The organism is Pseudomonas sp. Pseusp9 (assembly GCF_059491265.1).
Genome location: NZ_CP168500.1, coordinates 170,049 through 196,502, shown reverse-complemented (window position 1 = coordinate 196,502; position 26,454 = coordinate 170,049). Strand labels below are relative to the sequence as shown.

Here is a 26,454-nt window from a genome sequence, read left to right as displayed (position 1 = left end):
AGACCTCTGACAATAAAAAGTGGGGTAGAAAATCTGTAATCAGGCTTCGGCCGGTGCCTTGGCCATTTGTCGCAACATCTGTTCGTAGTACTCGACCGATTGCGAACCGGACACCAGGTGGCGACCGTTGAGCACCATGGCCGGGACCGAATTGATGCCGCGCTGCCGGTAGTACGCTTCAAGTTCTCGCACCTCTTCTGCGAACGCGCCGGACGCCAGCACCTCTTGCGCCCTTGCCCCATCCAGCCCCGCTTCAGTCGCCAGACGCACCAGCGTCGGCTGATCACTCGGGTTCTGGCCTTCTCTGAAGTAGGCTTGCAGCAGCACCTTCTTCAACTCGATCTGCCGCCCTTCCTGCAACGCCCACAGCAACAAACGGTGTGCATCGAAGGTGTTGTAGAAATGCGTGCGCTTCTCCAGATCGAATTTGAAGCCGATGGCCTCGCCGCGAGCGACCTGCATGGCCTTGCCGGCGGCGACGTCGGCGGCCGTTCTCCCGTACTTGCGCATCAGGTGCTCGACCGCTTGCTCACCCTCGGCCGGCATATCCGGGTTCAACTCGAACGGTTTGTAGGTCAGCTCGACCGAGATGTCCCCGGCCACGTTCTCGATCGCTTGCTCCAGCGCCGTCGCCCCCAGTGCGCACCAGGGGCACACCACGTCGGAGATGAAATCGATGGTGACGGAGGACGTCATGATTTCCCCTCCGCCTCGGCCAGTTGCTTGCGGTACTGGGTGGTGGTGATTCCGGCGTAACCCCAGTTATCGGTGTCGACTTCCTCGATCACGATGTGGGTCAGGTCAGGGCGTTTGTTGAGGACGCGTTCCAGTGTTTCAGTGATCTCGGCAATCACCTGAGCTTTCTGCTCAGTGGTAACGCCATCGCGGGTGATGCGTACGCTTACGAAAGGCATGAGGGAAACTCCAGTGACCTTCCCGTCGGGATGATGGGAGAGGCGTTGGAGCTCAATTTATGGAGTTTGCTGGAAGGGATAAAGGTGGGGGCGGGAACTTCATTCGTTACGTAGTGTAATGAGTTGGGCATGCCTGGAAAGGCAGGGCTGTAAGAGTCATCCCGGACACGTCCAGATCAATGTAATCCGTCGTCCAACAGAAAACGCAGCCTGAAGTGGCTGCGCTTTTTGTGAAGGGGGGACATGAAACGCTGAAATCATTAAGCTGAAATCGACTGATCAGCAACCCAACGCTGCAAGTACATGCTCCGGGTCGTTATGAATCGCTCGCAACAGTGCACGGGCTGGTCCCTCAGGATCACGACGTCCCTGCTCCCAATTACGCAATGTTCCCACGGGAACATCAATTCGCTTGGCAAATGCGGCCTGGGAAAGTCCCGTTGCGAGGCGAATTTTTTTGACCTGTGCAGCATCGACATGGAATTCACGCGATGGTTGCCGCTCACCACGGTCGATCTCATCCATCTGCGTCATGCTTTCAACAAGACGATCGAAGAGATTTTTCTCCATTATTTCCATCCTTTATTGATGGCACAAAGAACTGCTTTTTCTCTATCCGAAAGGGAATCTTGAATCCCTTTGCGGTAAATCAGTAGCAAACGTATCTGAAAAGCAGAGGTTACGTGATAGTAGATCACTCTTACGCCACCGCTTTTGCCCCTGCCATGCGCGGCCCAGCGGATTTTTCTAAGCCCGCCGGTACCCTCGATCAAAGCGCCAGCCTCGGGATGTTCGGCGAGATACTGCTGAAACTCTCCATATTCGTGATCGCCCAGATGACTTGGTAGGTCAGCGGTAAAAATCGGCGTCTCGATGAAGATCATGCAGTCCCTGCTGTGCGTCAATGGCGTATAGCATGAATTCTAGGTGCCAGGATAGATAAGGGGCAATTAGTCTTTCGTTTCAGCGTTTTTATTCAAAAAAAAGCCCCGAACCAGTCGGAGCTTTTTCATTCTCAGCCTTTGATCAGGCCTCGATTCCGCAACCGATCATCAAAAGACGTTGATCGGGTAATCCACGAACACACGCACTTCGTTGCCGCTGACATTGTACTCGCTCGATTTCTGCGACACGCGCAGGACCGAGCTGCGCAGTTTCACGCTGAGGTCTTTGGCCGGGCCGCTTTGTACGACGTATTTGAACTGGTTGAAGATCTCGCGCTCGGTGCCGCCTTCGCTGGTGGAGGTGGTGATGTTGTCACCGCGCACGTAGGCCACGTTGTAGCTCAGGCCCGGTACACCGAAGGTGCTGAAGTCCAGGCCGTAGCCGACCTGCCAGCTGCGTTCGTCTTCAGCGTTGAAGTCGGACCAGTAGGAGTTCGCCAGGTAGATGGTGTTGCCACCGTCGCCAATGCGGCCTTGGTCTTTCTGGTAGCCGCCGTAGGCGTAGCCCAGGTTGCTGTCGCCGGTGCTGCGCTGGTGCGCGAGGGTGAACGAGTGCGGGCCGGAGATGAAGGTCGCCGCCAGGCTCCAGATCTTGTTGTCGTCGCCGGTGATACCGTTGTCGCGAACGTAGGAATCTTCCAGCTTGGTGCGGTAGCCGTTGAAGTCCAGGGTCAGGGACTGATCCTTGTCGATCGGGAACACGTAGTTGGCGTTCACGTATTGTTTCTTCAGCACGTCTTCGACGTCGGAAGCGTACAGCGCGGCCTTGAATTGCTCGGTGAACTGGTAGCTGCCGCCCAATACGTTGATCGACTTCAAGCCACCGCTGTCACGACCTTCAGCACTTTTGCGCGATTCGGCGGTGAAACGCCCGGCGTCCAGTTGCAGGCCTTTGATCTCTTTGGAGGTGATCAAGGTACCGGTATAGCTTTCCGGCAGCAGGCGCGAGTTGTCGTAGTTCAGCACCGGCAGGGCCGGCATCTGGTCGCCGTAGGTCAGGGTGGTGCTGGACAGGCGGAACTTGATCGCCGCGCCGCCCTTGGACAGATCGTCAGCCGGCTGGCCGCTGTCGCCCTTTTTGAAAAAGTCGATGCCTTGCGCGCCGCTACGGTCTTCGCTGCGTTCCAGGTTCAGTGCGTACAGACCGAAAGCATCCACACCCACACCGACGGTGCCTTGGGTGAAGCCGGACGAGAACGTGCCGATGGCTGCCTGGCCCCACTCGGATTTATCCGGGTTGCCGTCTTTGAAGTCACGGTTCATGTAGGCGTTGCGCAGCAGCACTTTGAGGCTGCTGTCTTCAACAAAACCCTTGGATTGGGCCTGGTCGTTCGCCATGGCCTGTGTAGCACTCAACATCCCCAGAGCGATCAGGCTGATTCGCTTGTTCAACATTTTGTTTTTTCCTTGATTCGGTAGATACGCGCTGTGTCGAACGGCCGAATCGGCGCTATCGCGCTCTTGTTTCAATGCGAAAACAAAAAGGCCCGCCCACGATTTCTCGCGGCGGGCCTTTTATTGTTTTTGAGTTGTGGCGGTCGGCCACAGGCGTTGGGCCGAATCGTAGCTGCGCCCTCAATAATGTGTCAATTTCATGAATCGTCTTTAAATAGGCAAAAAACGTCTAAGAAACTGCTTTACGTGGCAGGAATATTCAATCAACACAGCCATCCAGGCCACAGGCTGCTACAGCAATGGATGCCCCCTGATCGGGCAGCGACTGACTCAGCCACTGCGCAAATGCCTGGGGTTTGCCCAGCCATGGTCCGATATCGATCAGGGTGAACTGGTCATTGTCCTCAAGCACCAGGGTCGGAAAACCCTGCCCGCCCACCTTGGCCAGGAAAGCCCGGCTGTTGCGGATATGGCCTTCGGTGTCGGCCGCCCTGAAGGCTCTTTCGAAGGCTTGACGGTCCAGCCCCATGCCGTGGGCCAGTTCAAACAGTACCGATTCGTCGGCGATGCGGCGCCCCTCCACGTAGTGAGCACTTTGCAGATGCCCCAACAACTCCAGCCCGCGACCTCCCATCTGCTCGGCAGCCAGCACCGCAGCGATGGGTGGGGCCGAATCGAACACAGCGGTGTGATCACGCAGCAAACCTTCGAAATAGGCCTCACCGAACGGCTGTCCGCTGTATTCGGCAATGCGCCGGTCATGGGGCAAAACGTAATTGCGCAGCTGTGGCGAAACCTTTTGCCGATTGGCCCCCGTCATCATGCCGCCGCCGTGGGCAATCACGGGCAGCACAGCCTGGGCGGCCTGCACCAGCGGTTTGGCGCCGTAGCACCAACCGCACAACGGGTCGTAGATGTAATGCAGGATCATGGAAAAGCTCCGACAGAAATGCAGGAAAATTCGATGTCGGCAGATTAGTGCCATAGCGGCCCCGGAAAAATGCCGGATTGGCTTTCAGTCTGTTGCTTGAATCGGTCGAATGGCAGGATTAAGGCAGTTGTTCCCCCAATGGTCAGTGGTGACTGAAAAAATCCGCAAGCAAAAAAAAACGCTGCCATCCCGGCAGCGCTTTTTTTGATCAATCCGTTGTTGTTCTTCTTATCCTTCCATTACATCCCACAACGCATCCAGTTCTGCTTCGCTGAATAAACCAGCAGGGTAACGCTCGATCATCGTCCGGCGCGGATCAGTTTCGCTGATCTGACGCGTTCCATTGGACTTGAACCAGTGCGCCAGAATCTGGAGCGATTCACTATTGACTGCCAGGGGATGCAACGCCTTGTCGCTCACTACATTTACTTCGGCGTTCATTTCAACGCTCTCTCCCGGTTTGTGAGCGGCTAACTTATCCAAGGTTTATGACAGAACATCGAAGTCCTCCCCCTCCCCGAGTTGCAACAGCAGGGATACAAGAGCTGTGCCAAGGTTTCTGAAGTGTGACAAAACGGATACAAAAAAGCCCGCAACCCTGAAGGGCTGCGGGCTCTGAGCAATTCAGCGAGCTGATTGGCAGCCTGAGGGATTTCGCAATCAACTCAAGCTGTTACAACCTCACTCACTCGTTGTGCGGCGCGGGTTGTTGCTGGGTAAGGCAGTGAATATTGCCGCCCCCCAGTAACAGTTCCCGACCGGGCACCATGACCACTTCGTGTTGCGGGAACAGGTTCTGCAAGATTTCCTTTGCCGGGCCATCCTGCGGGTCGTCAAAGCTCGGCGCGATGATGCCGCCGTTGACGATCAGGAAGTTCACATAGGAACCGGCCAGACGAACCGTCGGGTTACGCTCCTGGGTCCCATCGACCGGATCGACACCGGCACATTCTTCCTCGGTCGCAAACAGCGGACCCGGAATCGGCATCTTGTGCACCGTGAACGGGCGGCCCTTGGCGTCGGTGCTGCCTTGCAGCACTTTCATCGCGGCCTGGCAGCGCGGGTAGTTAGGGTCCTGTGGATCATCGGTCCATGCCAGCAGCACTTCGCCCGGGCGCACATAGCAGCAGAAGTTATCCACATGGCCATCGGTTTCGTCGTTGAACAAGCCATCCGGCAGCCAGATGATTTTATCCACAGCCAGGTTCGCACTCAGGACTGCTTCGATTTGCGCGCGATTCATGTGCGGGTTGCGATTGCGGTTGAGCAGGCACTCTTCGGTGGTGATCAGCGTGCCTTCGCCGTCAACGTGAATCGAGCCGCCTTCGAGCACGAAGCCTTCGGTGCGGTAGCGCGCGCTGCGCTCGATCTCGAGGATCTTGCCGCCGACCTGCGAGTCTCGGTTCCACGGTGAATACAGACCGCCGTCAAAACCGCCCCAGGCATTGAAGTCCCAGTTCACGCCACGGACTTCGCCACTGTTGTTGATGACGAAGGTCGGACCGGAGTCGCGAACCCAGGCGTCGTCGCTGGACATTTCCACCAGGCGAATATTCGGCACGTCCAGACGGGCACGGGCGTTTTCGTATTGGCCGGCGGAAACCGCCACGGTCACCGGTTCGAAACGGGCGATGGCTTTGGCCACTGCCACGTGCGCGGCTTGCGCCGGCTTGCCTCCCAGGCGCCAGTTGTCCGGACGCTCGGGCCAGATCATCCAGGTCTGGGTTTGGGGTGCCCATTCGGCTGGCATGTAGAAACCGTCGGCGCGAGGGGTGCTGTTCAACGTGGTCATGGCTCAGGACTCCGGAGTGGCATTGATACCTGACAGAAATGGAAGCGTATGTGTAAACGCCGTGGGCTGTGGCGACTTTATATCCGATAAATATCGGCTTTTAAAGCACCATCAATCCACAGTTACAAAAATTATCGACAAAAAGCCGATATCAATCGAACAAACACTGCCCTTTATGTGGGAGCGAGCCTGCTCGCGATGGGGTCGTGTCAGTCAACAGAGACTTCGACTGTCAGACCGCTTCGCGAGCAGGCTCGCTCCCACAAAGGGCGTGTTTACAGACCTTCCGCCAGCACCTTCGACAGCATGTCCACAAAGAAATCCACGCTCTGGCGCGAAGTGACCATCGGCGGCTTGATCTTGAGGATGTTCAGGTAATCGCCGGTCGGTTGCATGAAGATCCCCAGTTCACGCAAGCGATCGCACAGTGCTGTGGTTTCTTCGGTGGCCGGCTCCAGGGTTTCGCGGTTGCGGATCAGTTCGACGCCCAGATAGAAACCGGAACCATGTACCGCGCCCACTAACGGATGAATATCGATCAACGCTTCGAGGCGCTTCTTGAAGTGCCCGCCAACGACCTGGGCGTTCTCCCAGAGTTTTTCCTCTTCCATCACATCCAGCACGGCCATGCCGACCTGGCAACTGACCGGGCTGCCACCGGCGGACGAGAAGAAGTAACCCTCGGCCTCCAGCGCCTCGGCGATTTCCCGGCGGGTGATGACCGCGCCCAGTGGCTGGCCGTTGCCCATGCCCTTGGCCATGGTGATGATGTCCGGCACCACGCCCTGCTCTTCGAAGCCCCAGAAGAACTCGCCCATGCGCCCGTAGCCGACCTGCACTTCGTCGGCGATGCACACGCCGCCCTGGGCCCGAACCATTGCATAGACTTGCTGCAAATAGCCCGCCGGCAGCGAAATACCGCCGGCATTGCCGTACACCGGCTCGCAGATGAACCCGGCCAGTTGGCGTTTCTGCCCGGCGATTTTCGCCAGGTTGTGCTCGACGCTTCGCACATAATCCGGCGCGCTGTCCGGCCCGCGGAACTCACCGCGATAGGTGTTTGGCGCGGTCACCGGATGCACCCAGTCCGGGCGGCTGCTCAAGGCCTTGGGGTTGTCGGCGATCGAAGTCGACACCGAGTCAGCCCCTACCGTCCAGCCGTGATAGGCCTCCAGCACACTGAGCATGTCGCGGCCGCCGCTGTAGGCCCACGCCAGGCGAATCGCCAGGTCGTTGGCCTCGCTGCCGCTGTTGACCAGGAACACACGGTCCATGCCATCAGGGGACAGCTTCAGCAAACGTTCGGAAAACTCGGCCACGGCCGCGTAGTTGAAGCGCGAGTTGGTGTTGAGCAATGACCACTGGCGACTGGTAACCGCCGCCATGCGCGGGTGACCGTGGCCCAATACCGCAACGTTGTTGAGCATGTCGAGGTAGGAACGCCCCTGCATGTCGATCAAATGGTTGCGCCAGCCACGCTCGATGCGCGGCGGGTCGACGTAATAGTGCTTTTGCGTACGGGCGAAACTGGCGTTGCGGCGGGCCAGCAAGGTCGCTCCGTCGAGTTCTGCTTCGGCGTCACAAGCCAGCCCCAGCAGCGCGGCAGGTGATGGGCACAGCGCCTGCCAGGCGGCTGCGCGCGATGGCGTGCAGAACAACGGCGCACCGATCGAGTCGCCACGGCACAACTGCACGATCAAAGGCCCGTTGACCGAACCCAGCACCTGGCCTTTGACCAGCGCCGCGCCGCTGTGCAGCGACGGCGTGACGCCCCAAAGCCGCACACTCAAGTGCGGACCGTCCAGTTGCAGCACGCCGGCGGATGGGTGATGCACCACCCCGGCAAACGGCGCTTCGACCGCCGTGCCCTGAGGCACACGCAACTCGACGTGCAACGGGCAAGTATCAGGCTCGGTGGCATTGTCCGGGCGGGTGCGGGACAAGCGGTATTGTCCGTAGCGACTGGCCGCCAGGCCATGTGCCGCAGCCGCTTCATCCAGCAGGCGCTGGTCGACGCCCTCCTGCTCCCAGTTCCCGGCCTCGAAATGCGGGCTGAGCACACCCAGGTCGATCAAGGCGAACTCACGCCCCACCAGGCTCGGCAACAACGGCGCAAAACCTTCACTGCCGATGGCCGGGAGACTCTGGCCGACGGCCGTGAGAATCGCCGCCTCCATCAATGCCAACGGCACCGACGTGGCCACACGGAAGATTTCCCACTCATGGACCAGGTTATCGCGGCTGTAGGCATTGCCCGGATCGATGCTGACCTGCTGTTCGCCACTGAGTACCAGCACCGCTGCACGAGCAACGATCAGCGGCCACAGCGCCAGCAGTTCTTCGTGTTGTAACGGATTGACCGCGTGATACGCCTGTACCGCTGGCAAGATGCAGAACGGATCGCCCTCGCCATGATGCAGCAGCGCGGCGCAGGTCACCGACAGATCGGTTATGCGCCAGGTGCGCACCAGGTCGCCGAAATCGATCACGCCTTGCAGCTGCCAGTGGCGTTGCGCATCGCGCTGCCACACCACGTTGTCGTCGGTGATGTCCATGTGAATGGCCTGCACCGGCAGTTTGTCTTCCAGTGCCTGCAAATGCCGCTCGGCTTGCCCGGACGCTTCGACGATCAGTTTGCGCTGGCCTTCATCCTTGATCACCGGCAGCAAGTGCGCGATCAGGGCGTGAGCATGGCGGGCGTCCCACTGCAGGGTTCGCACCAGCCCCGGATGGTCGAAGTCCGCCAGGGCCAGGTCCATTTCACCGCACAGGCGACCGAAGCCGGACACCACCGTCGGGTTGAAATGGCTGAGGTTCGTCAGCGGCTGGCCTTCGATGTAATCGAGCAGGCGAACGTGCACTGCCTGGCCGCCAACGTCCAGAGACAGCAGGTCTGCACCGTTTTTCGCCGCGATGACACGCGGCACATGGACATCGGGATGCTCGCCCAGGTGCTTGAGCCCGGCATGCTGCGCCTCAAGCTCAAGTACCGAGTAGTCGCCACGGCAGATTTTCAGGACGAAACGTCCCCGCTCGCTATCAACGCGGTAGTTCAGGTCTTGCTGGCTGCCAAGGGCCTGCAACCTGCCGCTGAGCCCGTAGTGTTCTTCCAGCAGCTCTAGCGCTTGCTCCGCAGACACCTGCGGGCTGGGCAAACTGGCGCGATGAATCAACGTGGCGAGCGACATACAACGACCCCTGAAATTTTATTAGGTGCCTATATCGCCACTGCTCAGGGCGATACGCAACCCCCCGGGGCCGGTACTCGTCGTTTACAGGGTCTGGAACAGGCCGGCAGATTTTTACTTGAACACTCGCCCCTGTCGGCGCTTTGCGCAAGAATGGCGGCCATCAAACGCACGCTGCTGGAGAACCACCATGAATGTAGTGACCACCGACCTGCCCGGTGTTCTGATCCTCGAACCCAAGGTCTTTGGTGACGAGCGTGGTTTCTTCTACGAAAGTTTCAACGCCCGGGCCTTCAAGGAGGCCACCGGACTGGAGACTGAATTCGTTCAAGACAATCACTCCCGCTCACAGAAGGGCGTGCTGCGCGGCCTGCATTACCAACTGGAAAATACCCAGGGGAAACTGGTTCGCGTCACGGTCGGTGAAGTGCTGGACGTAGCCGTGGACATCCGTCGCAGCTCTGCGCACTTCGGTAAATGGGTCGCTGTGCGACTGTCCTCCGACAATCATCGTCAGCTCTGGGTCCCGGAAGGTTTCGCCCACGGGTTCGTGGTATTGAGCGAATTTGCCGAGTTCCTTTACAAAACCACCGACTACTACACGCCATCCGCCGAGCGCAGCATTCGCTGGGACGATCCGGACCTGGCCATCGACTGGCAACTGGAAGGCACGCCGCAGCTATCGGCGAAAGATCAGGCCGGCGTATTTTTCAAGGACGCCGACGTTTTTGCCTGAAAGGCCGGCTGAAGCGCTCCTATCAGGATGCACCTGACCCAAGGTGCGCAAGCCTAGGCATAATGCGCCTGTACCCACAGGCGCATGCTGCTCATGAAACCGACTCTCCCCCCCAGACCCCGTTGGCGCAGCCTGGCCCTGCTGGCACTGTGCCTGGCGCCGCTACTGTGGCCACTGGAGCATCTCGCCGAGCGTTATTACCGCAGCGAGCTGGCCAGCCAGAATCGTCAGACCCTGGACCTCTACGTCGCCAACCTGCTGGGTACCCTGCACCGCTATGAAGTGTTGCCGCAGATCCTCGGCGACCTGCCGGCCCTGCGCGCCGTTCTCGGAGCACCGGACGATGGCGTCACCCAGGGCAACGCCAATCGCCTGCTGAAAAACATCGCGACCCAGACCGGCGCCGAAGTCATGTACCTGATGGACGCCACCGGCAAGACCCTGGCCGCCTCCAACTGGGACAAGCACGACAGTTTCGTCGGGCGCAATTTTTCCTTCCGGCCGTATTTCAGCGAAGCCATGGCCGGGAAGCTCGGGCGCTTTTTCGGCCTGGGCACCACCTCAGCCAAGCGCGGTTACTTCTTCGCCGCCGGTGTGCGCGACGGCGAAAAAATCGTCGGTGTGCTGGTGGTCAAGGTCGACCTTGACCACACCGAGAGCCTCTGGGGTAAAACCCCTGAACAACTGCTGCTGACCGACCACAACGGCGTGGTCATTCTCACCTCGCGGCCGGAGTGGCGATTCCGCTCGACCCGCCCGTTGAACGAGGAAGAAAGCAAAGCCATCACTGCGATTCAACCCTACCCGACCCGCGAGCCCAAATCGCTGAAGCTCAATCCCAATGCCTGGCTGACCCAGACCCAACAGATCGCCGAAACCGGCTGGAATGTCAGCATCCTCGCCCCGCGTACTTTGATCGACCGCCCGGTGCGCACGGTAGTGGCCATCGGTGGGGCAACGCTGCTGGTATTGATGCTGTTGCTTGGCCTGATGATGCAGCGCCGTCGCCATTACCTCGAACGCATTGCCTTCGAAGCCAAGGCCCGCCGCGAACTGGAAGGTCGGGTCGCCGAACGCACCAGCGATCTCGAAGGTCTGAACCGGCGCCTGAAACAGGAGGTGCTGGAGCGCGAACAGGCCCAGCAGGAGCTGGTACGCGCCCAGGATGACCTGGTGCAGGCCGGTAAATTGTCGGCACTGGGCACCATGTCGGCGAGCATCAGCCACGAACTCAATCAGCCGCTGGCAGCGATTCGCAGCTATGCGGAAAACGCCGAAGTACTGCTCGATCACCAGCGCACCGACGATGCCCGCGGCAACCTCAAGTTGATCAGCGAGTTGACCGGCCGCATGGCCTCGATCATCGCCCACCTGCGCGCCTTCGCCCGGCGCGACCGCCACGCCCCGGAAAGCGTCGCCCTGCAACCGGCGCTGGACGATGCCCTGGCCTTGCTGGCCAAGCGCCGACGCAGCATGGACGTCGAACTGATCCGCGACTTGCCCGCCGCCACCCTGTGGGTCGAGGCCGGGGAAACCCGTCTGCGTCAGGTACTCGGCAACCTGCTGGCCAACGCCCTGGATGCCCTGACGGAAAAAGGACCGCCACGTAAACTCTGGTTGAGTGCCCAATCCACCGCCGATGGCGTCAACCTGTACATTCGCGACAACGGCCCCGGTTTTTGCCTGGAAGCCCTTGGGCGCGCCAGCGAGCCGTTCTACACCACCAAGACCCGCACCCAGGGCCTGGGTCTGGGGTTGGCGATCTGCGAAACACTGATGCGCGCCTTCGGCGGTGAACTGTCGTTCGCCAATCACAAGGAAGGCGGCGCCCTGATTACCCTGAAGCTGCGCGCAGGCGCACCGGGCGTGAGCCTGCAACCGTCCGAGGACCGAAGTGCATGACCATCGACAACCGCATTCAGGTCGTGTTGATCGACGACGATCCCCACTTGCGCCAGGCCTTGAGCCAAACGCTGGATCTGGCCGGCCTGAAAATCCTGCCGCTGGCCGAAGCCAAGGGCCTGGCCGCGCAACTGGAGCGCGACTGGCCGGGCGTGGTGGTCAGCGACATCCGCATGCCCGGCATGGACGGTCTGGAGCTGCTGACCGAACTGCATGCCCAGGACCCTGAGCTGCCGGTGCTGTTGATCACCGGCCACGGCGATGTACCGCTGGCAGTGCAGGCCATGCGTGCCGGGGCCTATGACTTTCTGGAAAAACCCTTCGCCAGCGACGCCCTGCTCGACAGCGTGCGCCGCGCGTTGGCCCTGCGCCGGCTGGTGCTGGACAACCGCAGCCTGCGGCTGGCCTTGAGCGACCGCAATGAGCTAAGCGCCCGTCTGGTTGGCCACTCACCCTCGATGCTGCGCCTGCGCGAGCAGATCGGCGCCCTGGCCGCGACCAAAGCCGATGTGCTGATCCTCGGCGAAACCGGCGCTGGCAAAGAAGTCGTGGCCCGGGCACTGCATGATTTATCGAACCGTCGCAGCGGACCGTTCGTGGCGATCAATGCCGGTGCCCTGGCCGAATCAGTGGTCGAAAGCGAGCTGTTCGGCCACGAGCCGGGCGCCTTCACCGGCGCGCAGAAACGGCGCATCGGCAAGTTCGAATTCGCCAACGGCGGCACCTTGTTCCTCGATGAAATCGAAAGCATGAGCCTGGATGTGCAGGTCAAATTGCTGCGCTTGCTGCAAGAGCGGGTGGTCGAACGCCTGGGCGGCAATCAACTGATCCCGCTGGACATCCGCATCATCGCCGCCACCAAGGAAGACCTGCGCCAGGCGGCGGACCAAGGACGTTTCCGTGCCGACCTGTATTACCGCCTGAATGTCGCGCCATTGCGGATTCCACCGCTGCGTGAACGAGGCGAAGACGCCCTGATGCTGTTCCAGCATTTTGCCGATGAAGCCAGTGCCCGCCACGGCTTGCCGCCCCATGAACTGCAACCGGGGCATCGGGCCTTGCTACTGCGCCATACCTGGCCCGGCAACGTGCGCGAGCTGCAAAATGCGGCGGAGCGTTTTGCCCTCGGGCTGGAACTGGCCCTCGACAACAGCACGCCCGATGGCAGCGCTGGCAACAGGGTCGAAGTCATCAGCGGCGGTTTGAGCGAGCAGGTGGAGAACTTCGAAAAAACCCTCATTGCCGCCGAACTGGCACGCCCGCACAGCTCCGTGCGCAGCGTCGCCGAAGCCCTCGGCGTTCCGCGCAAGACCCTGCATGACAAACTGCGCAAACACGGTTTGAGCTTCTCGGACAGTGGTGCCTCGGCCCACCCCGACGACCTCGACTGAGCTACCGTCCAATCATCCACTTCAAGCAAGAGGCCCCTAATGAGCCGCGACAGTCGACAACTGGAATCAGTCCTCCATCACGACATTCCCCTCACCCGGGACATGGGCCTCAAGGTGCTCGACTGGCATGACCAGCAACTGCGCCTGCACTTGCCGCTGGAAGCCAACGTCAATCACAAGAGCACCATGTTCGGCGGCAGCCTGTATTGCGGCGCGGTACTGGCCGGTTGGGGCTGGCTGCATTTGCGCCTCAAGGAAGAAGGCATTACAGACGGGCACATTGTGATTCAGGAAGGGCAGATCAGTTACCCGCTGCCGGTAACGGGCGATGCCAACGCCATTTGCCAGGCGCCGGATCCGGTGATCTGGAAGAAATTCCTGAGCACCTTCCAGCGATACAGCCGAGCGCGATTGACGCTGCATACGCGGGTCGTCAATGAAGGCCGTGAAGAGGATGCGGTGAGGTTTGTCGGGCAGTACGTTCTGCACCGCTGATTCGCATTGGGTACATAACTTGTGGCGAGGGAGATTGCCCCCCTTGCCACAAAGTCAGGGCAATTTCAGGACCGGGCCAACTCCAGCAGTTTCTCCCGCCACGCTGCCTTTGCCGGCAACGCCAGGAAGAATGAATTCAACAGCGATTCCCGCGCCGGATAGCTGAACGGCTCGCCGCTCAACTCCAGCACCTCGCCGCCGGCACCTTCCAGCACGCCTTGCGCTGCCGCCGTGTCCCACTGCGAAGTCGGTGCCAGGCGCGGATAGCAATCCGCGGCCCCTTCGGCCAGCAGGCAAAACTTCAGCGAACTGCCGATATTGGCCAGTTGCAGCTCGCCCAGGCTGGCGCTCAATCCAGCCAGCAAACGCTCCTGCTCCGGGCTCGAATGGCGACGGCTGGCCACCACGGTGAACGACTCGCCTGGCGCTAACGCATCACGCACCTGAATCACCACAGGCGTGCCACCTTTATCGCCGCGCCAGGCACCGAGGCCGGCGCCACCGACATAGAAGCGGCCGTTGGTCGGCATCGACACCACACCGAACACCACTCGACCGTTTTCGATCAGGGCGATGTTGACGGTGAACTCTTCGCTGCCGCTGATGAACTCCTTGGTGCCATCCAGCGGATCGACCAGCCACCAGCGCTGCCAGCCGGCACGCACGCCTTGGGGAATATTGGCGTCCTCTTCGGAGAGCACCGGGATGCTTGGATCGAGCGCCGTCAGCCCGGCCAGAATCAGGTGGTGCGCGGCCAGGTCAGCAGCGGTCACCGGCGAATCATCAGCCTTCGCCGTAACGGCCGTGCCTGTACGCCAGAACGGCAGGATCGCCTCACCAGCCTGCAAGGCCAGCTCGATGACCGGTGCCATCAATGGATGCGGAAAATTCATGGCTGGAACGCTCCACGCTGAGTCAACAGGTCTCGGGCCAGATACAGCGCCGCCAAGGCACGGCCTTCGGTAAATTGCGGGTTTTGCGCCAGCGCCGAGAGTTCACGCAGATTGACCTTGTCCACCCGCATCGGCTCGGGCTCGTCGCCTTCCAGGCGCTCTTCGTAGAGGTCGGTCGCCAGCACCACCTGAATTTTCTGGCTCATGTAACCGGGGGACAGCGATAACTCGGTCAGGTGCTCCAGCTGCCGCGCGCCGAACCCGGCCTCTTCCTTGAGCTCACGCTCGGCTGCCGCCAACACGTCTTCACCCGGCTCGATCAAACCCTTGGGCAAGGACATTTCATATTCGTCCGTGCCACCGCAATACTCCTCGACCAGCACCGCATGCTCGGCATCGAGCATCGCCACGATCATTACCGCGCCGTACCCGGCCCCTTTGCCGACCAGGCGCTCATAGGTGCGTTCCACGCCATTGGCAAAGCGCAACTTCAGCTCCTCCACGCAGAACAATCGACTGGTGGCGACAATTTCGCGGGCGAGTATGGTGGGTTTCTGGCGCATGCAAAGCTCCTTGGCGTGAACGCGCTACTATAACGCGGCTTTCCCGATTGTTTACGCCAGAAATCTTTCTACTGCCCGAGACGTTGCCATGCCTTCATTACCCTGGTCCGACATCGATACCGTTCTGCTGGACATGGACGGCACGCTGCTGGATCTGCATTTCGACAACCATTTCTGGATGGAGCACCTGCCCCGGCGTTACGCCGAACTGCACGGGGTCAGCCGGACCATGGCCGAGATGGAATTGCAGCCATTGTTCGAGCGCAATGCCGGCCAGTTGCAGTGGTACTGCCTGGACTTCTGGAGCGCGGAACTGAAGCTGTCGGTGCGCGACCTGAAACTGGAAACCGCGCACCTGATCGCCCTGCGCCCGGATGCCGACACCTTTCTGGCGGCGATCAAACGAGCCGGCAAGCGCGTGGTGCTGATCACCAACGCCCATCGGGATGCGCTGTCGTTGAAGCTGGAAAAAATCGAACTGGCGCCCTACTTCGAACGCTTGATCAGTTCCCATGACTACGGCTTCCCCAAGGAAAACCCGCAGTTCTGGGATGCACTGCAAGCCGACATCGATTTCGATCCGGCGCGCAGCCTGTTCATCGACGATACCTTGCCGATCCTGCGTAGCGCACGGGACTTTGGCGTGGCGCACCTGTTGGCCGTGCGCGAACCAGACAGCCACAAAGGGCCGAGGGATACGGCGGAGTTTGCAGCGGTTGGGGATTATCGGGATTTGATAGCTGGTCTGTGAGACCGGGTCGCCTGCTTCGCGAGCAGGCTCGCTCCCACAAAAAACGCACCTGGCCTGTGGGAGCGAGCCTGCTCGCGAAAGCGGTCTTGAAGGTTACTCAGGAATCCGCAACGACTGCCCCGGATAGATCTTGTCCGGGTGCGACAGCATCGGTTTGTTGGCTTCGAAAATCTTGTTGTACTGGTTGGCACTGCCATACACGGCCAAGGATATGGCACTTAGCGTGTCGCCCTTTTTCACGACCACAAAACGCGCGGCAGCAACTGCAGGCCCGGTCACGGTAATCTGATCATCCACGCTGCCAACCCCGGCAATATTGCCCACCGCCAGCAGGATCTTTTCCTTCTCTTCCTGGCTCGCCACTTCGCCAGTCACCGTCACCTTGTCACCATCGACCGTCGCCTGCACATTCGGATTACCCAGGCCGACTTTGCTGATGTGTTCTTTCAACTGTTCACTGGCATTGGCATTGCCTGGCGTCAGAAGATCCAGCAGTTTTTCACCTGCTTCCTTCACAAAGCTCAAAAGACTCATGGTGCGCTCTCCTTGGGTTTGAGGTTCCAGACGTCAAAGCCTAGACCACGGCTGTCACCTGCGAATCCAACCCGACCAATGACCCCGCTTGCGATAGAATCCGCCCCTTCACGCGCCCAGGAGCGAAGATGGACATCAAGCAGCTGAAATTCCTCATCGCGCTCGACGAAACCCGCCATTTCGGCCAGGCCGCCGCACGCTGCCACATCACCCAGCCGACCCTGTCCATGCGCCTGCGCAGCCTCGAAGAAGAACTCGATTTGCCGCTGGTCAATCGCGGCCAGCGCTTCGAAGGCTTCACCGCGCCGGGCGAGCGGGTGCTGGCCTGGGCACGTACGGTGCTGGCAGCCTATGACGGTTTGTACGCCGAAGCGGCCGCCTGTCGTGGCAACCTGGTCGGCACCTTGCGCCTGGGCATGGTGCCGCTGTCGAGCTTCGACCCACTGCCGCTGCTGCAACGCCTGCATGCCGAGCACCCGAACCTGCGCTTCGAGCTCTCGGCGCTGAGTTCGGAGCAAATCCTCGAACAACTGGCGAACAATCGCCTGGACCTCGGTGTTTCCTATCTGGAACGCCTCGACGCCGAACATTTCGATTCCCTGGCCTTCAGCGAAACCCGCATGGGGTTGCTCTACGACCAGCGCTTCTTCACCTTTGGCGAGGCACCGCTCAGCTGGGAATCATTGATCGAACTGCCACTGGGCATGCTCACCAGCGGCATGCACTTTCGCCAATCCATCGACCATAACTTCCACAGCCGCGGCCTCACCCCACAACCGTTGCTGCAGACCGACGCCGTTCATCAACTGCTGCAAGCCGTGCATGGCGGCCTGTGTTGCGCCGTGATGCCATTGGAGGGTGGCCTCGAAGGGCTGACCGAACACCTGCGCCTGCAACCGATCGAGAGCGCCCAGACCCTTGGCCGCCTGGGGCTGATCATGCGACGCAGCGCGCCACGCTCGGCCCTGGCGGAAGCCTGTTTCGCGATCTATCGGCAATCGCAGACGAACTCTTGATCGACGGCATCTATCGGTAGATCAGTAATAGCGATTAGACGCGACAAGTTGCCGCGCCTAGTCTTAAAGCTGATCAATCCGTCGGTGATGCCATGAACGCCAAGCGCCCAGCCTGCGCGGCGCCTGCCCCCCAAACGCCCGCGCCCGCCGCAAGCCAGACGTACAGTTACAGCAACCTTGAATACTCGGAATCGGACAGCACCGCGCTGGCCGAGGAAGTCGCGTTGGCGATTGCCTACAACGGCATCAGCCAGGCCGTCATGCTGGTGACGCCAACGGACCTCGAAGACTTCATCGTCGGTTTCAGCCTGGGCAGCGGCATCATCATCGACGCCACTGATATTTATGACCTGCAACTCAGCGGCTCAGGGTCAGCGCAATACGCGCAAGTGACCATCGCCAACCGCGCCTTCTGGAACCTCAAGCAACAGCGTCGGCAACTGGCCGGCACCAGTGGTTGCGGGTTGTGCGGTGTGGAAGCGGTCGAGCAGGCATTGCCAGACCTTCAGGTATTGCCTGGCGCCCCGCTGCCGCCGGCTGAATGGCTCGATGGCCTGCGCCAGCGCATCGGCGCCTTCCAGCCTTTGGGCCAGCATTGCGGTGCGGTGCACGCGGCGGTGTTCATGAACGGTCAAGGCGAGTTGCTGCTGGGGCGCGAAGACATCGGTCGGCACAACGCCCTCGACAAACTGATTGGCGGGCTGATCCGGCAAAAAATCCCGACCGCTGGCGGGTTGGTGATTGTCACCAGTCGTTGCAGCCTCGAATTGATCCAGAAGGTCTTGCGCGCCGGCATCCAGACCCTGGTCAGCCTGTCGTCGCCCACCGGCCTTGCCGTGCAATGGGCCCGCCGCCACAACCTCAACCTCATCCATTTGCCACAGAAGAATGCACCGCGGGTGTACAGCCCAACGTCGGAGAACCAAGCGTGAGTCAACACCGTCAAGCCGACCAGACACCTGTTCCTCGCTACAAACCCTACAAAGGCCCGGCCGGTGGCTGGGGCGCACTGATCAGCGTCGCCCAGGCCTGGTTGACCAGCGACAACGCACTGAAAAACCTGCGCATCATGCTCAAGACCAACCAGAACGGTGGCTTCGATTGCCCGGGTTGCGCCTGGGGTGACTCTCCGGAAAAGGGCATGGTGATGTTCTGCGAGAACGGCGCCAAGGCGGTGAACTGGGAAGCGACAAAACGCCGGGTCGACGCCAGATTCTTCGCCAGGCACAGCGTCACCTCGCTGCTGGAGCAAAGCGACTACTGGCTCGAATATCAGGGCCGCCTGACCGAGCCGATGAGCTACGACGCCGAAACCGACCGCTACAAGCCGATCAGCTGGGACGACGCCTTCGCGCTGATCGCCAAACACCTGAACGGCTTGTCGAGCCCGGACCAGGCCGAGTTCTACACCTCGGGTCGCGCCAGCAACGAAGCAGCCTATCTTTATCAGCTGTTCGTGCGCGCCTACGGCACCAACAACTTCCCTGACTGCTCGAACATGTGTCACGAGGCCAGCGGTGTCGCGTTGTCGCAAAGCGTCGGCGTCGGCAAAGGGACCGTGACCTTCGACGATTTCGAACACGCCGATGCGATTTTCGTCTGGGGCCAGAACCCCGGCACCAACCACCCGCGGATGCTCGAACCACTGCGCGAAGCGGTGAAGCGCGGCGCTCAGGTGGTGTGCATCAACCCGCTCAAGGAACGTGGCCTGGAACGCTTCCAGCACCCGCAGCACGCATTCGAAATGCTCACCAACGGCGACAAGCCAACCAACACCGCGTTCTTCCGCCCGGCCCTGGGCGGCGACATGGCGATCATGCGCGGCATGGCGAAATTCCTCCTGCTGTGGGAGCGCGATGCACAGCGCAGCGGCGCCCCGGCGGTGTTCGACCACGAATTCCTCAATGAGCACAGCGCCAATGTGCTGGAGTACCTGGCGACCATCGACGAAACACCGTGGGAACAGATCGTCGAGCAGTCGGGCCTGACGCTGGTAGAGATCGAACAAGCGGCGCGCATGTACGCCAAGAGCAAGAACGTCATCATGTGCTGGGCCATGGGCATCACCCAGCATCGCCACTCGGTGGCGACCATCCAGGAAATCGCCAACCTGATGATGCTGCGCGGCAACATTGGCCGGCCGGGTGCCGGTCTGTGCCCGGTGCGCGGCCACAGCAACGTGCAGGGCGACCGGACCATGGGCATCAACGAACGGCCGCCGGCGGCGTTCCTCGATGCCCTGGAACGTCGCTTCCAGTTCAAGGTGCCACGCCACAACGGCCACAACGTGGTCGAAGCCATTCATGCGATGGCTGAAGGCCGGGCGAGAGTCTTCATCGGTCTGGGCGGCAATTTTGCCCAGGCAACGCCGGACAGCCCGCGCACGTTCCAGGCCCTGCAAAACTGCGACCTGACCGTGCAGATCAGCACCAAGCTCAACCGCAGCCATTTGACCCATGGCAAGGACGCACTGATCCTGCCGTGCCTGGGTCGCACCGACATCGATATCCAGACCGAAGGCCCGCAAGCGGTAACCGTCGAAGATTCGTTCAGCATGGTCCACGCCTCCAATGGTCAGCTGCAGCCACTGTCGAACCAGATGCGCTCGGAACCGGCGATCCTGGCCGGCATCGCCGCCGCAACCCTGGGCAACCACCCGGTGGACTGGAACTGGCTGGTAGCAGACTACAGCCGTATCCGCGACCTGATCGCCGAGACCATTCCAGGCTTCACGGATTTCAATGAGAAGGTCAGGAATCCGGGCGGTTTCTACTTGGGCAACAGCGCTGGCGCACGCAAGTGGAGCACCGCCTCAGGGCGGGCCAATTTCCGTCCGAACGTGCTGCCCGAAGACCTGGTGCACGAACGCACCCGCGCCACCGGTGTGCTGCCGGACCTGATCATGCAATCGATGCGCTCCCACGATCAGTACAACACCACCATCTATGGTCTCAATGATCGTTATCGTGGCGTCAAGGGCCAGCGCGATGTGCTGTTCGTCAACGAAGCGGACATCATCCGCCTGGGCTTCAAGCCGGGGCAGAAGGCGGACATCGTTTCGCTCTGGGACGATGGCGTTGAACGTCGGGTGAAGGGCTTCACACTGCTGGCGTTTGACATCCCGGCCGGGCAAGCGGCGGCCTACTATCCGGAAGTGAACCCGTTGGTGCCGCTGGAAAGCATCGGTGATGGCAGTCATACACCAACATCGAAGTTCGTGGCCATCCGGCTGGAAGCGGCAAGCGAAACCGGGTTGATCATGGCCAGGTCGGCGTAACACGCTGTCTGAACTGCCCCCTTCGCGAGCAGGCTCGCTCCCACATTTGAGCTTCGGCGAACACAGCATTTGTGTTCTACCCGGTTCTACTGTGGGAGCGAGCCTGCTCGCGATGGCGTCGGATGATTCAATGCTGATTTCAGCACCGCTTGAACCATTTCCAATAACCCACAAAAAAGGCCGTTTCCTCATGAAAACGGCCTTTGCGAAGTAGTAAAAGACCCGCAAAAAAACGTTAAGTTCCGCCCAAAAAACAGTAACTTGCAATATTGTATACAGGTCGTGTTATTCGTCGGATTTCGATTGTCACGCCCATTCCAGAGCCTCAGGATCGCGCCGTCATCCCCTAGAGGTTCCTCCATGAAGTACTCCTCGATTCTCTTGTTGTCCCTTGGCCTGGTCAGCGGTATCGCGTCTGCTGGCGGCACCACCGAAGCCGGTGTAGGCGGCGCATTGGGCGGGGTTCTAGGCTCGGTCGTCGGCCAGTCGCTAGGCGGCAGTACAGGTTCCACCATCGGCGCGGCCCTGGGTGGCGCGGGTGGTAGTGCCGTCGGCGCAAACAAACACAGCCGTGGCGAAGCAGCCATTGGCGGTGCCTTGGGTGCTGCAGGCGGTAACGTGGTCGGCCGCAGCATGGGCGGCACCACCGGCAGCCTGATCGGCGCCGCAGCAGGCGGCGGCGTCGGTGGCGCGCTGGGTAACCACATGGGCAAAGAGTACGATGATGAGGGCAGCGATCGTCGTTACTATCGCGGCCATGACGATCGTCGTTACTACCGTGACGGCCACCGTCACCACGGTCATGCCTATGGCCACCGCAAGCATCGCTGGCACGACGACGACTAAGGCATCCATCGCCTCGCTATAACTGGTCCAGCAAAAATCGCAGCCCAAGGGCTGCGATTTTTTTTGCCTTACTGAACCACCAGACGTTCCAGCGCCCCACGCAACCCTGAAGGAATCGCCACGGGTTGATTCGACGCGCGATCGACAAACACATGCACGAAGCGCCCCGCCGCACAGGCTTCATCTTCCCCTTGCTTGAACACCGCCAGTTCGTATTGCACTGAGCTGTTGCCCAACTTGCCCACCCGCAGGCCGATCTCGATGCGATCCGGGAAGGCAATGGAAGCAAAGTAATCACAAGCCGAGCTCACCACGAACCCCACCACCTCGCCGTCATGGATGCTCAGGCCACCGACTTCGATCAGGTAGGTGTTCACCGCTGTATCGAAGAAGCTGTAGTAGGTGACGTTGTTGACGTGACCGTAGGCGTCATTGTCGTGCCAGCGGGTGGTGATGGGCTGGAAGTGCGGGTAGTCGGTGCGTTGGGGCATTAGCGTTGATTCCTCGGTGGGTTCGCCAGTCTAAGGCGAAACCGCGGTGTATTCATCGCGAGCAGGCTCGCTCCTGCAAGCGCCACATCAATCACTTGTCGGCAAAGCCCTTGCCGGCCGCCTCCAACTCCCCGATCAACCGCGCCGGTTGCCAGTGATCGCCCTGACGCGTTTCAAGGTCCATCAAGCGCCGATGAATGTCCGCCAACCCTTGCTGATCCGCCCAGGCCATCGGCCCGCCCTTGTCCGCCGGGAAACCGTAACCGTTGAGATAGACCAGATCAATGTCATGGGCTGACCCGGCAATGCCTTCCTGCAGGATCTTCGCGCCTTCATTGACCAGCGCCAGCAAGCAGCGCTCGAGAATTTCCTCCGGGCCGATCACACGACGGTGGAACCCCAATCTTTCGCTGACTTCCAGCACCAGCGCATCCACCTGTGGATCATGTTCAGCCTGACGACTGCCCGGCTCATAGTGGTAATAGCCATTACCACTCTTCTGACCAAAGCGCCCCATCTCGCACAGTCGGTTATCCACCTGAACCTCTGGCGCGTCCTGCCCGACACCGGACAGTTGCCGGGCGCGCCACTGCAGGTCGACGCCGACCACGTCGAACATGCGGAACGGTCCCATGGCGAAACCAAACTCTTGCAGCGCTGCGTCCACCTGATAGGGATAAGCGCCTTCCAGCAGCATTTTTCGCGCTTCGAGCACATAGGTATTGAGCATGCGGTTGCCAATGAAACCGTCGCAGTTGCCCGCCACCACACTGACCTTGCCCATGCGCTGGCCGAGCGCCAGCGCGGTATCGAGCACTGCTGGCGTCGTTCGTGCACCGCGGACGATTTCCAGCAGCTTCATGATGTGCGCCGGGCTGAAGAAATGCAGGCCCAGCACTTGCTGCGGCCGGCGCGTGACCGCCGCGATAGCGTCGATGTCCAGCGCCGAAGTATTGCTCGCCAGGATCGCTTCAGGTTTGAGCAGGCCATCGAGCTCGCGGAATATTTTCTGCTTGAGCTCAAGGTTTTCGTACACCGCTTCAATGACCAGGTCGACATCGCGGATGGCCGCATAATCGTCTGCCGCCTTGATGCGGGCGACACGGGCATCGGCTTCACCCCGCTCAATCCGGCCCTGGCGCACGTTGTGGGCGTAAGTGTCCGCCACGGTGGCCAGCGCTTGGTCCAGCATTTGCGAGTTGTTGTCGACCCACTGCACGGCCACGCCGGCATTGGCCAGGCACATGACAATGCCACGGCCCATGGTGCCCGCGCCGATCACGGCGGCGCGCTGAATGTTCGACGGTGTCTGGCTCATGCTTTGTTCTCTTGTTGGCGATCCGAAGACAGCCATCACCATAGTCAGCCACCGGGCTTTTTTGAAATTTATTCCTGTGATGAGCAACATTCAGCGGATGGATGTGCCCCATTGAATACACCGCAAAACCCTGTGGGACCACAGTTCAGCCTGCCAGATGTTGCTCTGCCCACTCGCGCACCTCGGCATACGGGTAATCCTCCAGCGCCGCGAACCCGGCAACCATCCGCGCCTTGAGCCTGGTGAACAGCGGCACGCTGATCCCGCACAGAAACCGTGTCACGCGCTCAGCCGAGGGCACATTGCCCGCGTGCTGCTCGTGCCTGTGGATAAAACCGCCACACAGCGCCTCGAAATTTTTATCCACAAGCGCCGGCAATTCCGGTGGAGCCGGTAGCCGCGCCACTTGCCCATGACACACCGAACAATGGCCACATTGCTGCGGGGCATTGTGATCGCCGAAGTACTCGGCCAGGCGATAACCCAGGCATTGGTCGGTGGCGAACAGATCCAGCATCGCGTGAATCCGCGCGATCTCGGTGTGCTCATGGCGAGTGAAACAGCCGTGCAGTTCCTCGCTCAACGCGACGCTGTCGAACCCGTTTTGCAGCACGCTGTAGACCTCGGTCATCTGCTTGCTTTCGAGCTCCACCCAGCCCTTCTCCTGGAAGTAATCCAGCGCCTTGACCACCCGAGTGCGCTCGGCCTGATACTGCTCGTACAACGCCTCGAAATTCACCGTTGCCCAGGTACGGGCGCGGCTGGAGGTCTGGATGATCGCCGCGACAAAATCCCTGCGCTCGCCTTCGAAATGCGCCAAAAGTGCCTCGGGCTCCTGCACATATTTGAATCGGTACTCGGCGTAGTACGCATAGCGCGGGGCAATCAACCCGCGCAATTCGAGTTGCACCAGCAAGGTCTTGAGCGGCAACAGGCGAATATTGCTCTGATCCGCCAACGGTCCCAGCAGAAACTCCCACTGCCCTTCGGGGGCTGCGGCATGCATCTCGTCCAGCACGCAACGGATGCCATCCAGCTCGGGCGTGTCACCGTAGACGAAGTTCTCCAGCACGTTGAGGCTGTCGCGGTTGGCCAACACCAGGCAATCCGACGGCTGCCCGTCACGTCCGGCGCGGCCGATTTCCTGGCTGTAGTTTTCGATGGATTTTGGCAGGTCGAAATGCACCACGTTGCGGATGTCGCTTTTGTCGATGCCCATGCCGAAAGCGATGGTGGCGACGATGCAATTGGACTGCCCGCCCATGAATCGCCGCTGGATCGCTACCCGTTGTTCATGGGGCAACCCGGCGTGATAGGCCTCGGCCTGAATGCCATTGCGGTTCAGGTGTTCGGCAATCTGCTCGGCGGTTTTCTGCAGGGTAACGTAGACGATGCTCGGCTGATCCGGACGCTGGCTCATCCACTCGACCAGGCGTCTGCGCTTGTCCGCTGCGCGAACCGGCTCCACCAGCAAATTCAGGTTCGGGCGATAGAAACCGGTGGTCACTACGTCCTCGGCGGCGATGGCGAATTTCGCCTGCATGTCGGCGATGACCTTGGGTGTCGCCGTGGCGGTCAGCAGCAGCACCTGAGGAATATTGAACTGGCGTTGATAGTCGGGAAGCTTGAGGTAGTCCGGACGAAAGTTATGCCCCCATTCGGAGATGCAGTGCGCCTCGTCCACCACCAGCAGCGAGATCGGTACTTGCTGCAGGAAATGGCGAAAACGCTCGTTCTTCAAGCGTTCCACCGAGATCATCAGAATCTTCAACTCGCCGGACCTGGCACGGGCCATCACATCGCTGGCGTCATCGCGGCTCTGGGCCGAATCGATACTGCCCGCCGAGATGCCATGGCGTTGCAGGAACGCCAGTTGATCCTGCATCAACGCCAGCAACGGCGAGACCACCAGCGTCAGGTGCGGCAGCAACACCGCTGGCAATTGGTAGCAAAGGGATTTGCCGGAACCGGTGGGGAAAATTGCCGCCGCCGAACGCCCGGCCAGCACGGCACTGACCGCCGCCTCCTGACCAGGTCGAAACTGTGGATAACCGAAAACCTGTTCCAGGGTGTTGTGCATAAGCTGTCACTCCGTTGACCGCCGCAGCGCCAAAAGCCTGGCCGGCGATCGCAGCGAGTCGAGAAAAGGTCGGGGGCAAAAACGATACGGGATGATACAGCGGATGGCTGGAAAGGCTTGAGGAATCGGGTAACCGACAGATCGCTTTCGCGAGCAGGCCAAAACACCCACCGCAAAACTCGAAACACCCGACATTGTCCGAGACCCCCTCTACCGAGATTGACTGCGAAGCAACTGAAACCGCTGTAAGCATTTTTACCCATCGCCATTTCACGTTGAAAACCCACCAACAACCTGTAGTCCGCTTCCTCTAAATATGACAAAACCCTTACAAAGCCTGTCGATCTCAGCCGTATTGTCCCGTAACACCATACCCTCCTATAGTTTCCGGCGCGGCTGAAAACAGTGTCTCGGCCTGCCGGGAACACTTGCCGATTTCGCACAGGACCCACTCAATGAAAAACCCCGACTCACTGACAGCCCGCTACCGCCCACTCAAGACCCGCTACAGCGAAACCCCGGTGCTGGTCATCGATACCGAGGCCGACCCCTTCGAGATCCTCGACGCTGCCCGACAACGCATCCGCGCCGCCAGCGACCTGCTCGAAACCCTTTATTGCACGTGCTTCAACCAGGCCGAAGCGAGCGACATCCCCAAGATCGTCAGCGCCCTGTACTTGCTGACACAGGACGGCAACGACCTGCTCGACATCGCCCGGCAGCGCTTGCCGAAACTCGCCATCTGAAAAACACCGCAATCCCCCTGTGGGAGCGAGCCTGCTCGCGAAGAACGATAACGCGGTGCAGTGTGGATAAGTCCGTCAGCAACGACCTATGAAAGCTTCGGCAAGGTCCTACAAAACAAGACACCTTGTCGGCTGTCACCAGCCATTGGCAAAAACATATAGTCCGGCCTATCGCTGCCAAATAAGCGATCAGGTTTGGTCACCTGAGAACAACGCACATAGTTGTGCCATCATTCGCGCCGCGGACATCC

Annotated in this window: 25 protein-coding genes; 10 read left to right on the top strand and 15 right to left on the bottom strand. The window is 60.4% G+C overall.

Annotated elements, in window-relative coordinates; genetic code table 11:
• Positions 1 to 39: 39 nt before the first annotated feature.
• The 9 genes from ACEN8E_RS00765 to ACEN8E_RS00725 all read right to left on the bottom strand — a co-directional run bounded on the left by ACEN8E_RS00765 (position 40) and on the right by ACEN8E_RS00725 (position 9,164).
• A complete protein-coding gene (locus ACEN8E_RS00765; RefSeq protein ID WP_495591047.1) occupies positions 40 to 696 on the bottom strand; it encodes a DsbA family oxidoreductase in 657 nt (218 codons plus the stop codon).
• A complete protein-coding gene (locus ACEN8E_RS00760) occupies positions 693 to 914 on the bottom strand; it encodes a tautomerase family protein (RefSeq protein ID WP_111286693.1) in 222 nt (73 codons plus the stop codon). Before ACEN8E_RS00760 ends, ACEN8E_RS00765 begins: the two co-directional genes overlap by 4 nt.
• Positions 915 to 1,193: 279 nt before the next feature.
• On the bottom strand, positions 1,194 to 1,484 hold the full coding sequence (locus ACEN8E_RS00755; RefSeq protein ID WP_495591046.1) for a helix-turn-helix domain-containing protein: 291 nt from the start codon (positions 1,482 to 1,484) through the stop codon (positions 1,194 to 1,196).
• Positions 1,484 to 1,798: a hypothetical protein gene (locus ACEN8E_RS00750; protein WP_495591045.1), complete on the bottom strand. Its 315-nt coding sequence runs from the start codon at positions 1,796 to 1,798 to the stop codon at positions 1,484 to 1,486. The genes ACEN8E_RS00755 and ACEN8E_RS00750 overlap by 1 nt, the downstream gene beginning before the upstream one ends.
• A 168-nt stretch (positions 1,799 to 1,966) precedes the next feature.
• Positions 1,967 to 3,253, bottom strand: coding sequence for an OprD family porin (locus ACEN8E_RS00745; RefSeq protein ID WP_495591044.1), 1,287 nt, complete (start codon positions 3,251 to 3,253; stop codon positions 1,967 to 1,969).
• A gap of 259 nt (positions 3,254 to 3,512) precedes the next feature.
• A complete protein-coding gene (locus ACEN8E_RS00740) occupies positions 3,513 to 4,184 on the bottom strand; it encodes a DsbA family protein (protein WP_495591043.1) in 672 nt (223 codons plus the stop codon).
• 228 nt (positions 4,185 to 4,412) lie between these two features.
• Positions 4,413 to 4,625 (bottom strand): hypothetical protein, encoded by a 213-nt coding sequence (locus ACEN8E_RS00735; protein ID WP_085717852.1) that lies wholly within the window; start codon positions 4,623 to 4,625, stop codon positions 4,413 to 4,415.
• A 244-nt stretch (positions 4,626 to 4,869) separates the two neighbouring features.
• Positions 4,870 to 5,976, bottom strand: a complete 1,107-nt coding sequence (aguA, locus tag ACEN8E_RS00730) for an agmatine deiminase (protein WP_495591042.1) — start codon at positions 5,974 to 5,976, stop codon at positions 4,870 to 4,872.
• Positions 5,977 to 6,251: 275 nt separating this feature from the next.
• A complete protein-coding gene (locus tag ACEN8E_RS00725) occupies positions 6,252 to 9,164 on the bottom strand; it encodes an aminotransferase (protein ID WP_495591041.1) in 2,913 nt (970 codons plus the stop codon).
• A 190-nt stretch (positions 9,165 to 9,354) separates the two neighbouring features.
• Here ACEN8E_RS00725 and rfbC point away from each other — a divergent pair, with 190 nt between their 5' ends.
• From rfbC to ACEN8E_RS00705, 4 genes are all read left to right on the top strand, one after another.
• A complete protein-coding gene (gene rfbC, locus ACEN8E_RS00720) occupies positions 9,355 to 9,900 on the top strand; it encodes a dTDP-4-dehydrorhamnose 3,5-epimerase (protein ID WP_495591040.1) in 546 nt (181 codons plus the stop codon).
• Between the two features lie 93 nt (positions 9,901 to 9,993).
• Positions 9,994 to 11,802 (top strand): sensor histidine kinase, encoded by a 1,809-nt coding sequence (locus ACEN8E_RS00715; protein ID WP_495591039.1) that lies wholly within the window; start codon positions 9,994 to 9,996, stop codon positions 11,800 to 11,802.
• The gene (locus ACEN8E_RS00710) at positions 11,799 to 13,193 is read left to right on the top strand and encodes a sigma-54-dependent transcriptional regulator (RefSeq protein WP_495591038.1); all 1,395 of its coding nucleotides are present in this window, start codon (positions 11,799 to 11,801) and stop codon (positions 13,191 to 13,193) included. Before ACEN8E_RS00715 ends, ACEN8E_RS00710 begins: the two co-directional genes overlap by 4 nt.
• Before the next feature lie 39 nt (positions 13,194 to 13,232).
• A complete protein-coding gene (locus ACEN8E_RS00705) occupies positions 13,233 to 13,688 on the top strand; it encodes a thioesterase domain-containing protein (protein WP_495591037.1) in 456 nt (151 codons plus the stop codon).
• A gap of 65 nt (positions 13,689 to 13,753) precedes the next feature.
• Here the strand turns inward: ACEN8E_RS00705 and cysQ are convergent, their stop codons facing one another.
• On the bottom strand, positions 13,754 to 14,581 hold the full coding sequence (cysQ, locus tag ACEN8E_RS00700) for a 3'(2'),5'-bisphosphate nucleotidase CysQ (protein ID WP_495591036.1): 828 nt from the start codon (positions 14,579 to 14,581) through the stop codon (positions 13,754 to 13,756).
• Positions 14,578 to 15,144 carry an ADP compounds hydrolase NudE gene (gene nudE, locus ACEN8E_RS00695; protein ID WP_008019034.1) on the bottom strand — a complete coding sequence of 189 codons (567 nt, stop codon included), beginning with the start codon at positions 15,142 to 15,144 and terminating at the stop codon, positions 14,578 to 14,580. The genes cysQ and nudE overlap by 4 nt, the downstream gene beginning before the upstream one ends.
• Before the next feature lie 88 nt (positions 15,145 to 15,232).
• Here nudE and yrfG point away from each other — a divergent pair, with 88 nt between their 5' ends.
• Complete coding sequence (yrfG, locus tag ACEN8E_RS00690; protein WP_495591035.1) at positions 15,233 to 15,895, top strand: GMP/IMP nucleotidase; 663 nt, start codon at positions 15,233 to 15,235, stop codon at positions 15,893 to 15,895.
• A 93-nt stretch (positions 15,896 to 15,988) separates the two neighbouring features.
• Here the strand turns inward: yrfG and lysM are convergent, their stop codons facing one another.
• On the bottom strand, positions 15,989 to 16,429 hold the full coding sequence (gene lysM / locus ACEN8E_RS00685) for a peptidoglycan-binding protein LysM (RefSeq protein ID WP_495591034.1): 441 nt from the start codon (positions 16,427 to 16,429) through the stop codon (positions 15,989 to 15,991).
• Positions 16,430 to 16,557: 128 nt separating this feature from the next.
• On the opposite strand from lysM, the gene ACEN8E_RS00680 reads away from it, so the two are divergent.
• From ACEN8E_RS00680 to ACEN8E_RS00665, 4 genes are all read left to right on the top strand, one after another.
• Complete coding sequence (locus ACEN8E_RS00680) at positions 16,558 to 17,445, top strand: LysR family transcriptional regulator (RefSeq protein ID WP_495591033.1); 888 nt, start codon at positions 16,558 to 16,560, stop codon at positions 17,443 to 17,445.
• A gap of 92 nt (positions 17,446 to 17,537) precedes the next feature.
• A complete protein-coding gene (fdhD, locus tag ACEN8E_RS00675) occupies positions 17,538 to 18,377 on the top strand; it encodes a formate dehydrogenase accessory sulfurtransferase FdhD (RefSeq protein WP_495591032.1) in 840 nt (279 codons plus the stop codon).
• Positions 18,374 to 20,722 (top strand): FdhF/YdeP family oxidoreductase, encoded by a 2,349-nt coding sequence (locus ACEN8E_RS00670; RefSeq protein WP_495591031.1) that lies wholly within the window; start codon positions 18,374 to 18,376, stop codon positions 20,720 to 20,722. The genes fdhD and ACEN8E_RS00670 overlap by 4 nt, the downstream gene beginning before the upstream one ends.
• 360 nt (positions 20,723 to 21,082) lie before the next feature.
• Positions 21,083 to 21,568, top strand: a complete 486-nt coding sequence (locus ACEN8E_RS00665) for a glycine zipper domain-containing protein (protein WP_495591030.1) — start codon at positions 21,083 to 21,085, stop codon at positions 21,566 to 21,568.
• 68 nt (positions 21,569 to 21,636) lie between these two features.
• Here the strand turns inward: ACEN8E_RS00665 and ACEN8E_RS00660 are convergent, their stop codons facing one another.
• The 3 genes from ACEN8E_RS00660 to ACEN8E_RS00650 all read right to left on the bottom strand — a co-directional run bounded on the left by ACEN8E_RS00660 (position 21,637) and on the right by ACEN8E_RS00650 (position 25,457).
• Positions 21,637 to 22,059 (bottom strand): acyl-CoA thioesterase, encoded by a 423-nt coding sequence (locus ACEN8E_RS00660; protein ID WP_495591029.1) that lies wholly within the window; start codon positions 22,057 to 22,059, stop codon positions 21,637 to 21,639.
• 91 nt (positions 22,060 to 22,150) lie between these two features.
• A complete protein-coding gene (locus tag ACEN8E_RS00655; protein ID WP_495591028.1) occupies positions 22,151 to 23,377 on the bottom strand; it encodes a 3-hydroxyacyl-CoA dehydrogenase in 1,227 nt (408 codons plus the stop codon).
• Positions 23,378 to 23,522: 145 nt separating this feature from the next.
• A complete protein-coding gene (locus tag ACEN8E_RS00650; protein WP_495591027.1) occupies positions 23,523 to 25,457 on the bottom strand; it encodes a RecQ family ATP-dependent DNA helicase in 1,935 nt (644 codons plus the stop codon).
• A 455-nt stretch (positions 25,458 to 25,912) separates the two neighbouring features.
• Here ACEN8E_RS00650 and ACEN8E_RS00645 point away from each other — a divergent pair, with 455 nt between their 5' ends.
• Complete coding sequence (locus tag ACEN8E_RS00645; RefSeq protein ID WP_495591026.1) at positions 25,913 to 26,203, top strand: hypothetical protein; 291 nt, start codon at positions 25,913 to 25,915, stop codon at positions 26,201 to 26,203.
• Positions 26,204 to 26,454 lie beyond the last annotated feature (251 nt).

Coding starts and splice junctions, on each gene's coding strand:
- ACEN8E_RS00765 (WP_495591047.1), bottom strand. CDS start 696: ATGACGTCCTCCGTCACCATCGATTTCATCTCCGACGTGGTGTGCCCC.
- ACEN8E_RS00760 (WP_111286693.1), bottom strand. CDS start 914: ATGCCTTTCGTAAGCGTACGCATCACCCGCGATGGCGTTACCACTGAG.
- ACEN8E_RS00755 (WP_495591046.1), bottom strand. CDS start 1,484: ATGGAGAAAAATCTCTTCGATCGTCTTGTTGAAAGCATGACGCAGATG.
- ACEN8E_RS00750 (WP_495591045.1), bottom strand. CDS start 1,798: ATGATCTTCATCGAGACGCCGATTTTTACCGCTGACCTACCAAGTCAT.
- ACEN8E_RS00745 (WP_495591044.1), bottom strand. CDS start 3,253: ATGTTGAACAAGCGAATCAGCCTGATCGCTCTGGGGATGTTGAGTGCT.
- ACEN8E_RS00740 (WP_495591043.1), bottom strand. CDS start 4,184: ATGATCCTGCATTACATCTACGACCCGTTGTGCGGTTGGTGCTACGGC.
- ACEN8E_RS00735 (WP_085717852.1), bottom strand. CDS start 4,625: ATGAACGCCGAAGTAAATGTAGTGAGCGACAAGGCGTTGCATCCCCTG.
- aguA (WP_495591042.1), bottom strand. CDS start 5,976: ATGACCACGTTGAACAGCACCCCTCGCGCCGACGGTTTCTACATGCCA.
- ACEN8E_RS00725 (WP_495591041.1), bottom strand. CDS start 9,164: ATGTCGCTCGCCACGTTGATTCATCGCGCCAGTTTGCCCAGCCCGCAG.
- rfbC (WP_495591040.1), top strand. CDS start 9,355: ATGAATGTAGTGACCACCGACCTGCCCGGTGTTCTGATCCTCGAACCC.
- ACEN8E_RS00715 (WP_495591039.1), top strand. CDS start 9,994: ATGAAACCGACTCTCCCCCCCAGACCCCGTTGGCGCAGCCTGGCCCTG.
- ACEN8E_RS00710 (WP_495591038.1), top strand. CDS start 11,799: ATGACCATCGACAACCGCATTCAGGTCGTGTTGATCGACGACGATCCC.
- ACEN8E_RS00705 (WP_495591037.1), top strand. CDS start 13,233: ATGAGCCGCGACAGTCGACAACTGGAATCAGTCCTCCATCACGACATT.
- cysQ (WP_495591036.1), bottom strand. CDS start 14,581: ATGAATTTTCCGCATCCATTGATGGCACCGGTCATCGAGCTGGCCTTG.
- nudE (WP_008019034.1), bottom strand. CDS start 15,144: ATGCGCCAGAAACCCACCATACTCGCCCGCGAAATTGTCGCCACCAGT.
- yrfG (WP_495591035.1), top strand. CDS start 15,233: ATGCCTTCATTACCCTGGTCCGACATCGATACCGTTCTGCTGGACATG.
- lysM (WP_495591034.1), bottom strand. CDS start 16,429: ATGAGTCTTTTGAGCTTTGTGAAGGAAGCAGGTGAAAAACTGCTGGAT.
- ACEN8E_RS00680 (WP_495591033.1), top strand. CDS start 16,558: ATGGACATCAAGCAGCTGAAATTCCTCATCGCGCTCGACGAAACCCGC.
- fdhD (WP_495591032.1), top strand. CDS start 17,538: ATGAACGCCAAGCGCCCAGCCTGCGCGGCGCCTGCCCCCCAAACGCCC.
- ACEN8E_RS00665 (WP_495591030.1), top strand. CDS start 21,083: ATGAAGTACTCCTCGATTCTCTTGTTGTCCCTTGGCCTGGTCAGCGGT.
- ACEN8E_RS00660 (WP_495591029.1), bottom strand. CDS start 22,059: ATGCCCCAACGCACCGACTACCCGCACTTCCAGCCCATCACCACCCGC.
- ACEN8E_RS00655 (WP_495591028.1), bottom strand. CDS start 23,377: ATGAGCCAGACACCGTCGAACATTCAGCGCGCCGCCGTGATCGGCGCG.
- ACEN8E_RS00650 (WP_495591027.1), bottom strand. CDS start 25,457: ATGCACAACACCCTGGAACAGGTTTTCGGTTATCCACAGTTTCGACCT.
- ACEN8E_RS00645 (WP_495591026.1), top strand. CDS start 25,913: ATGAAAAACCCCGACTCACTGACAGCCCGCTACCGCCCACTCAAGACC.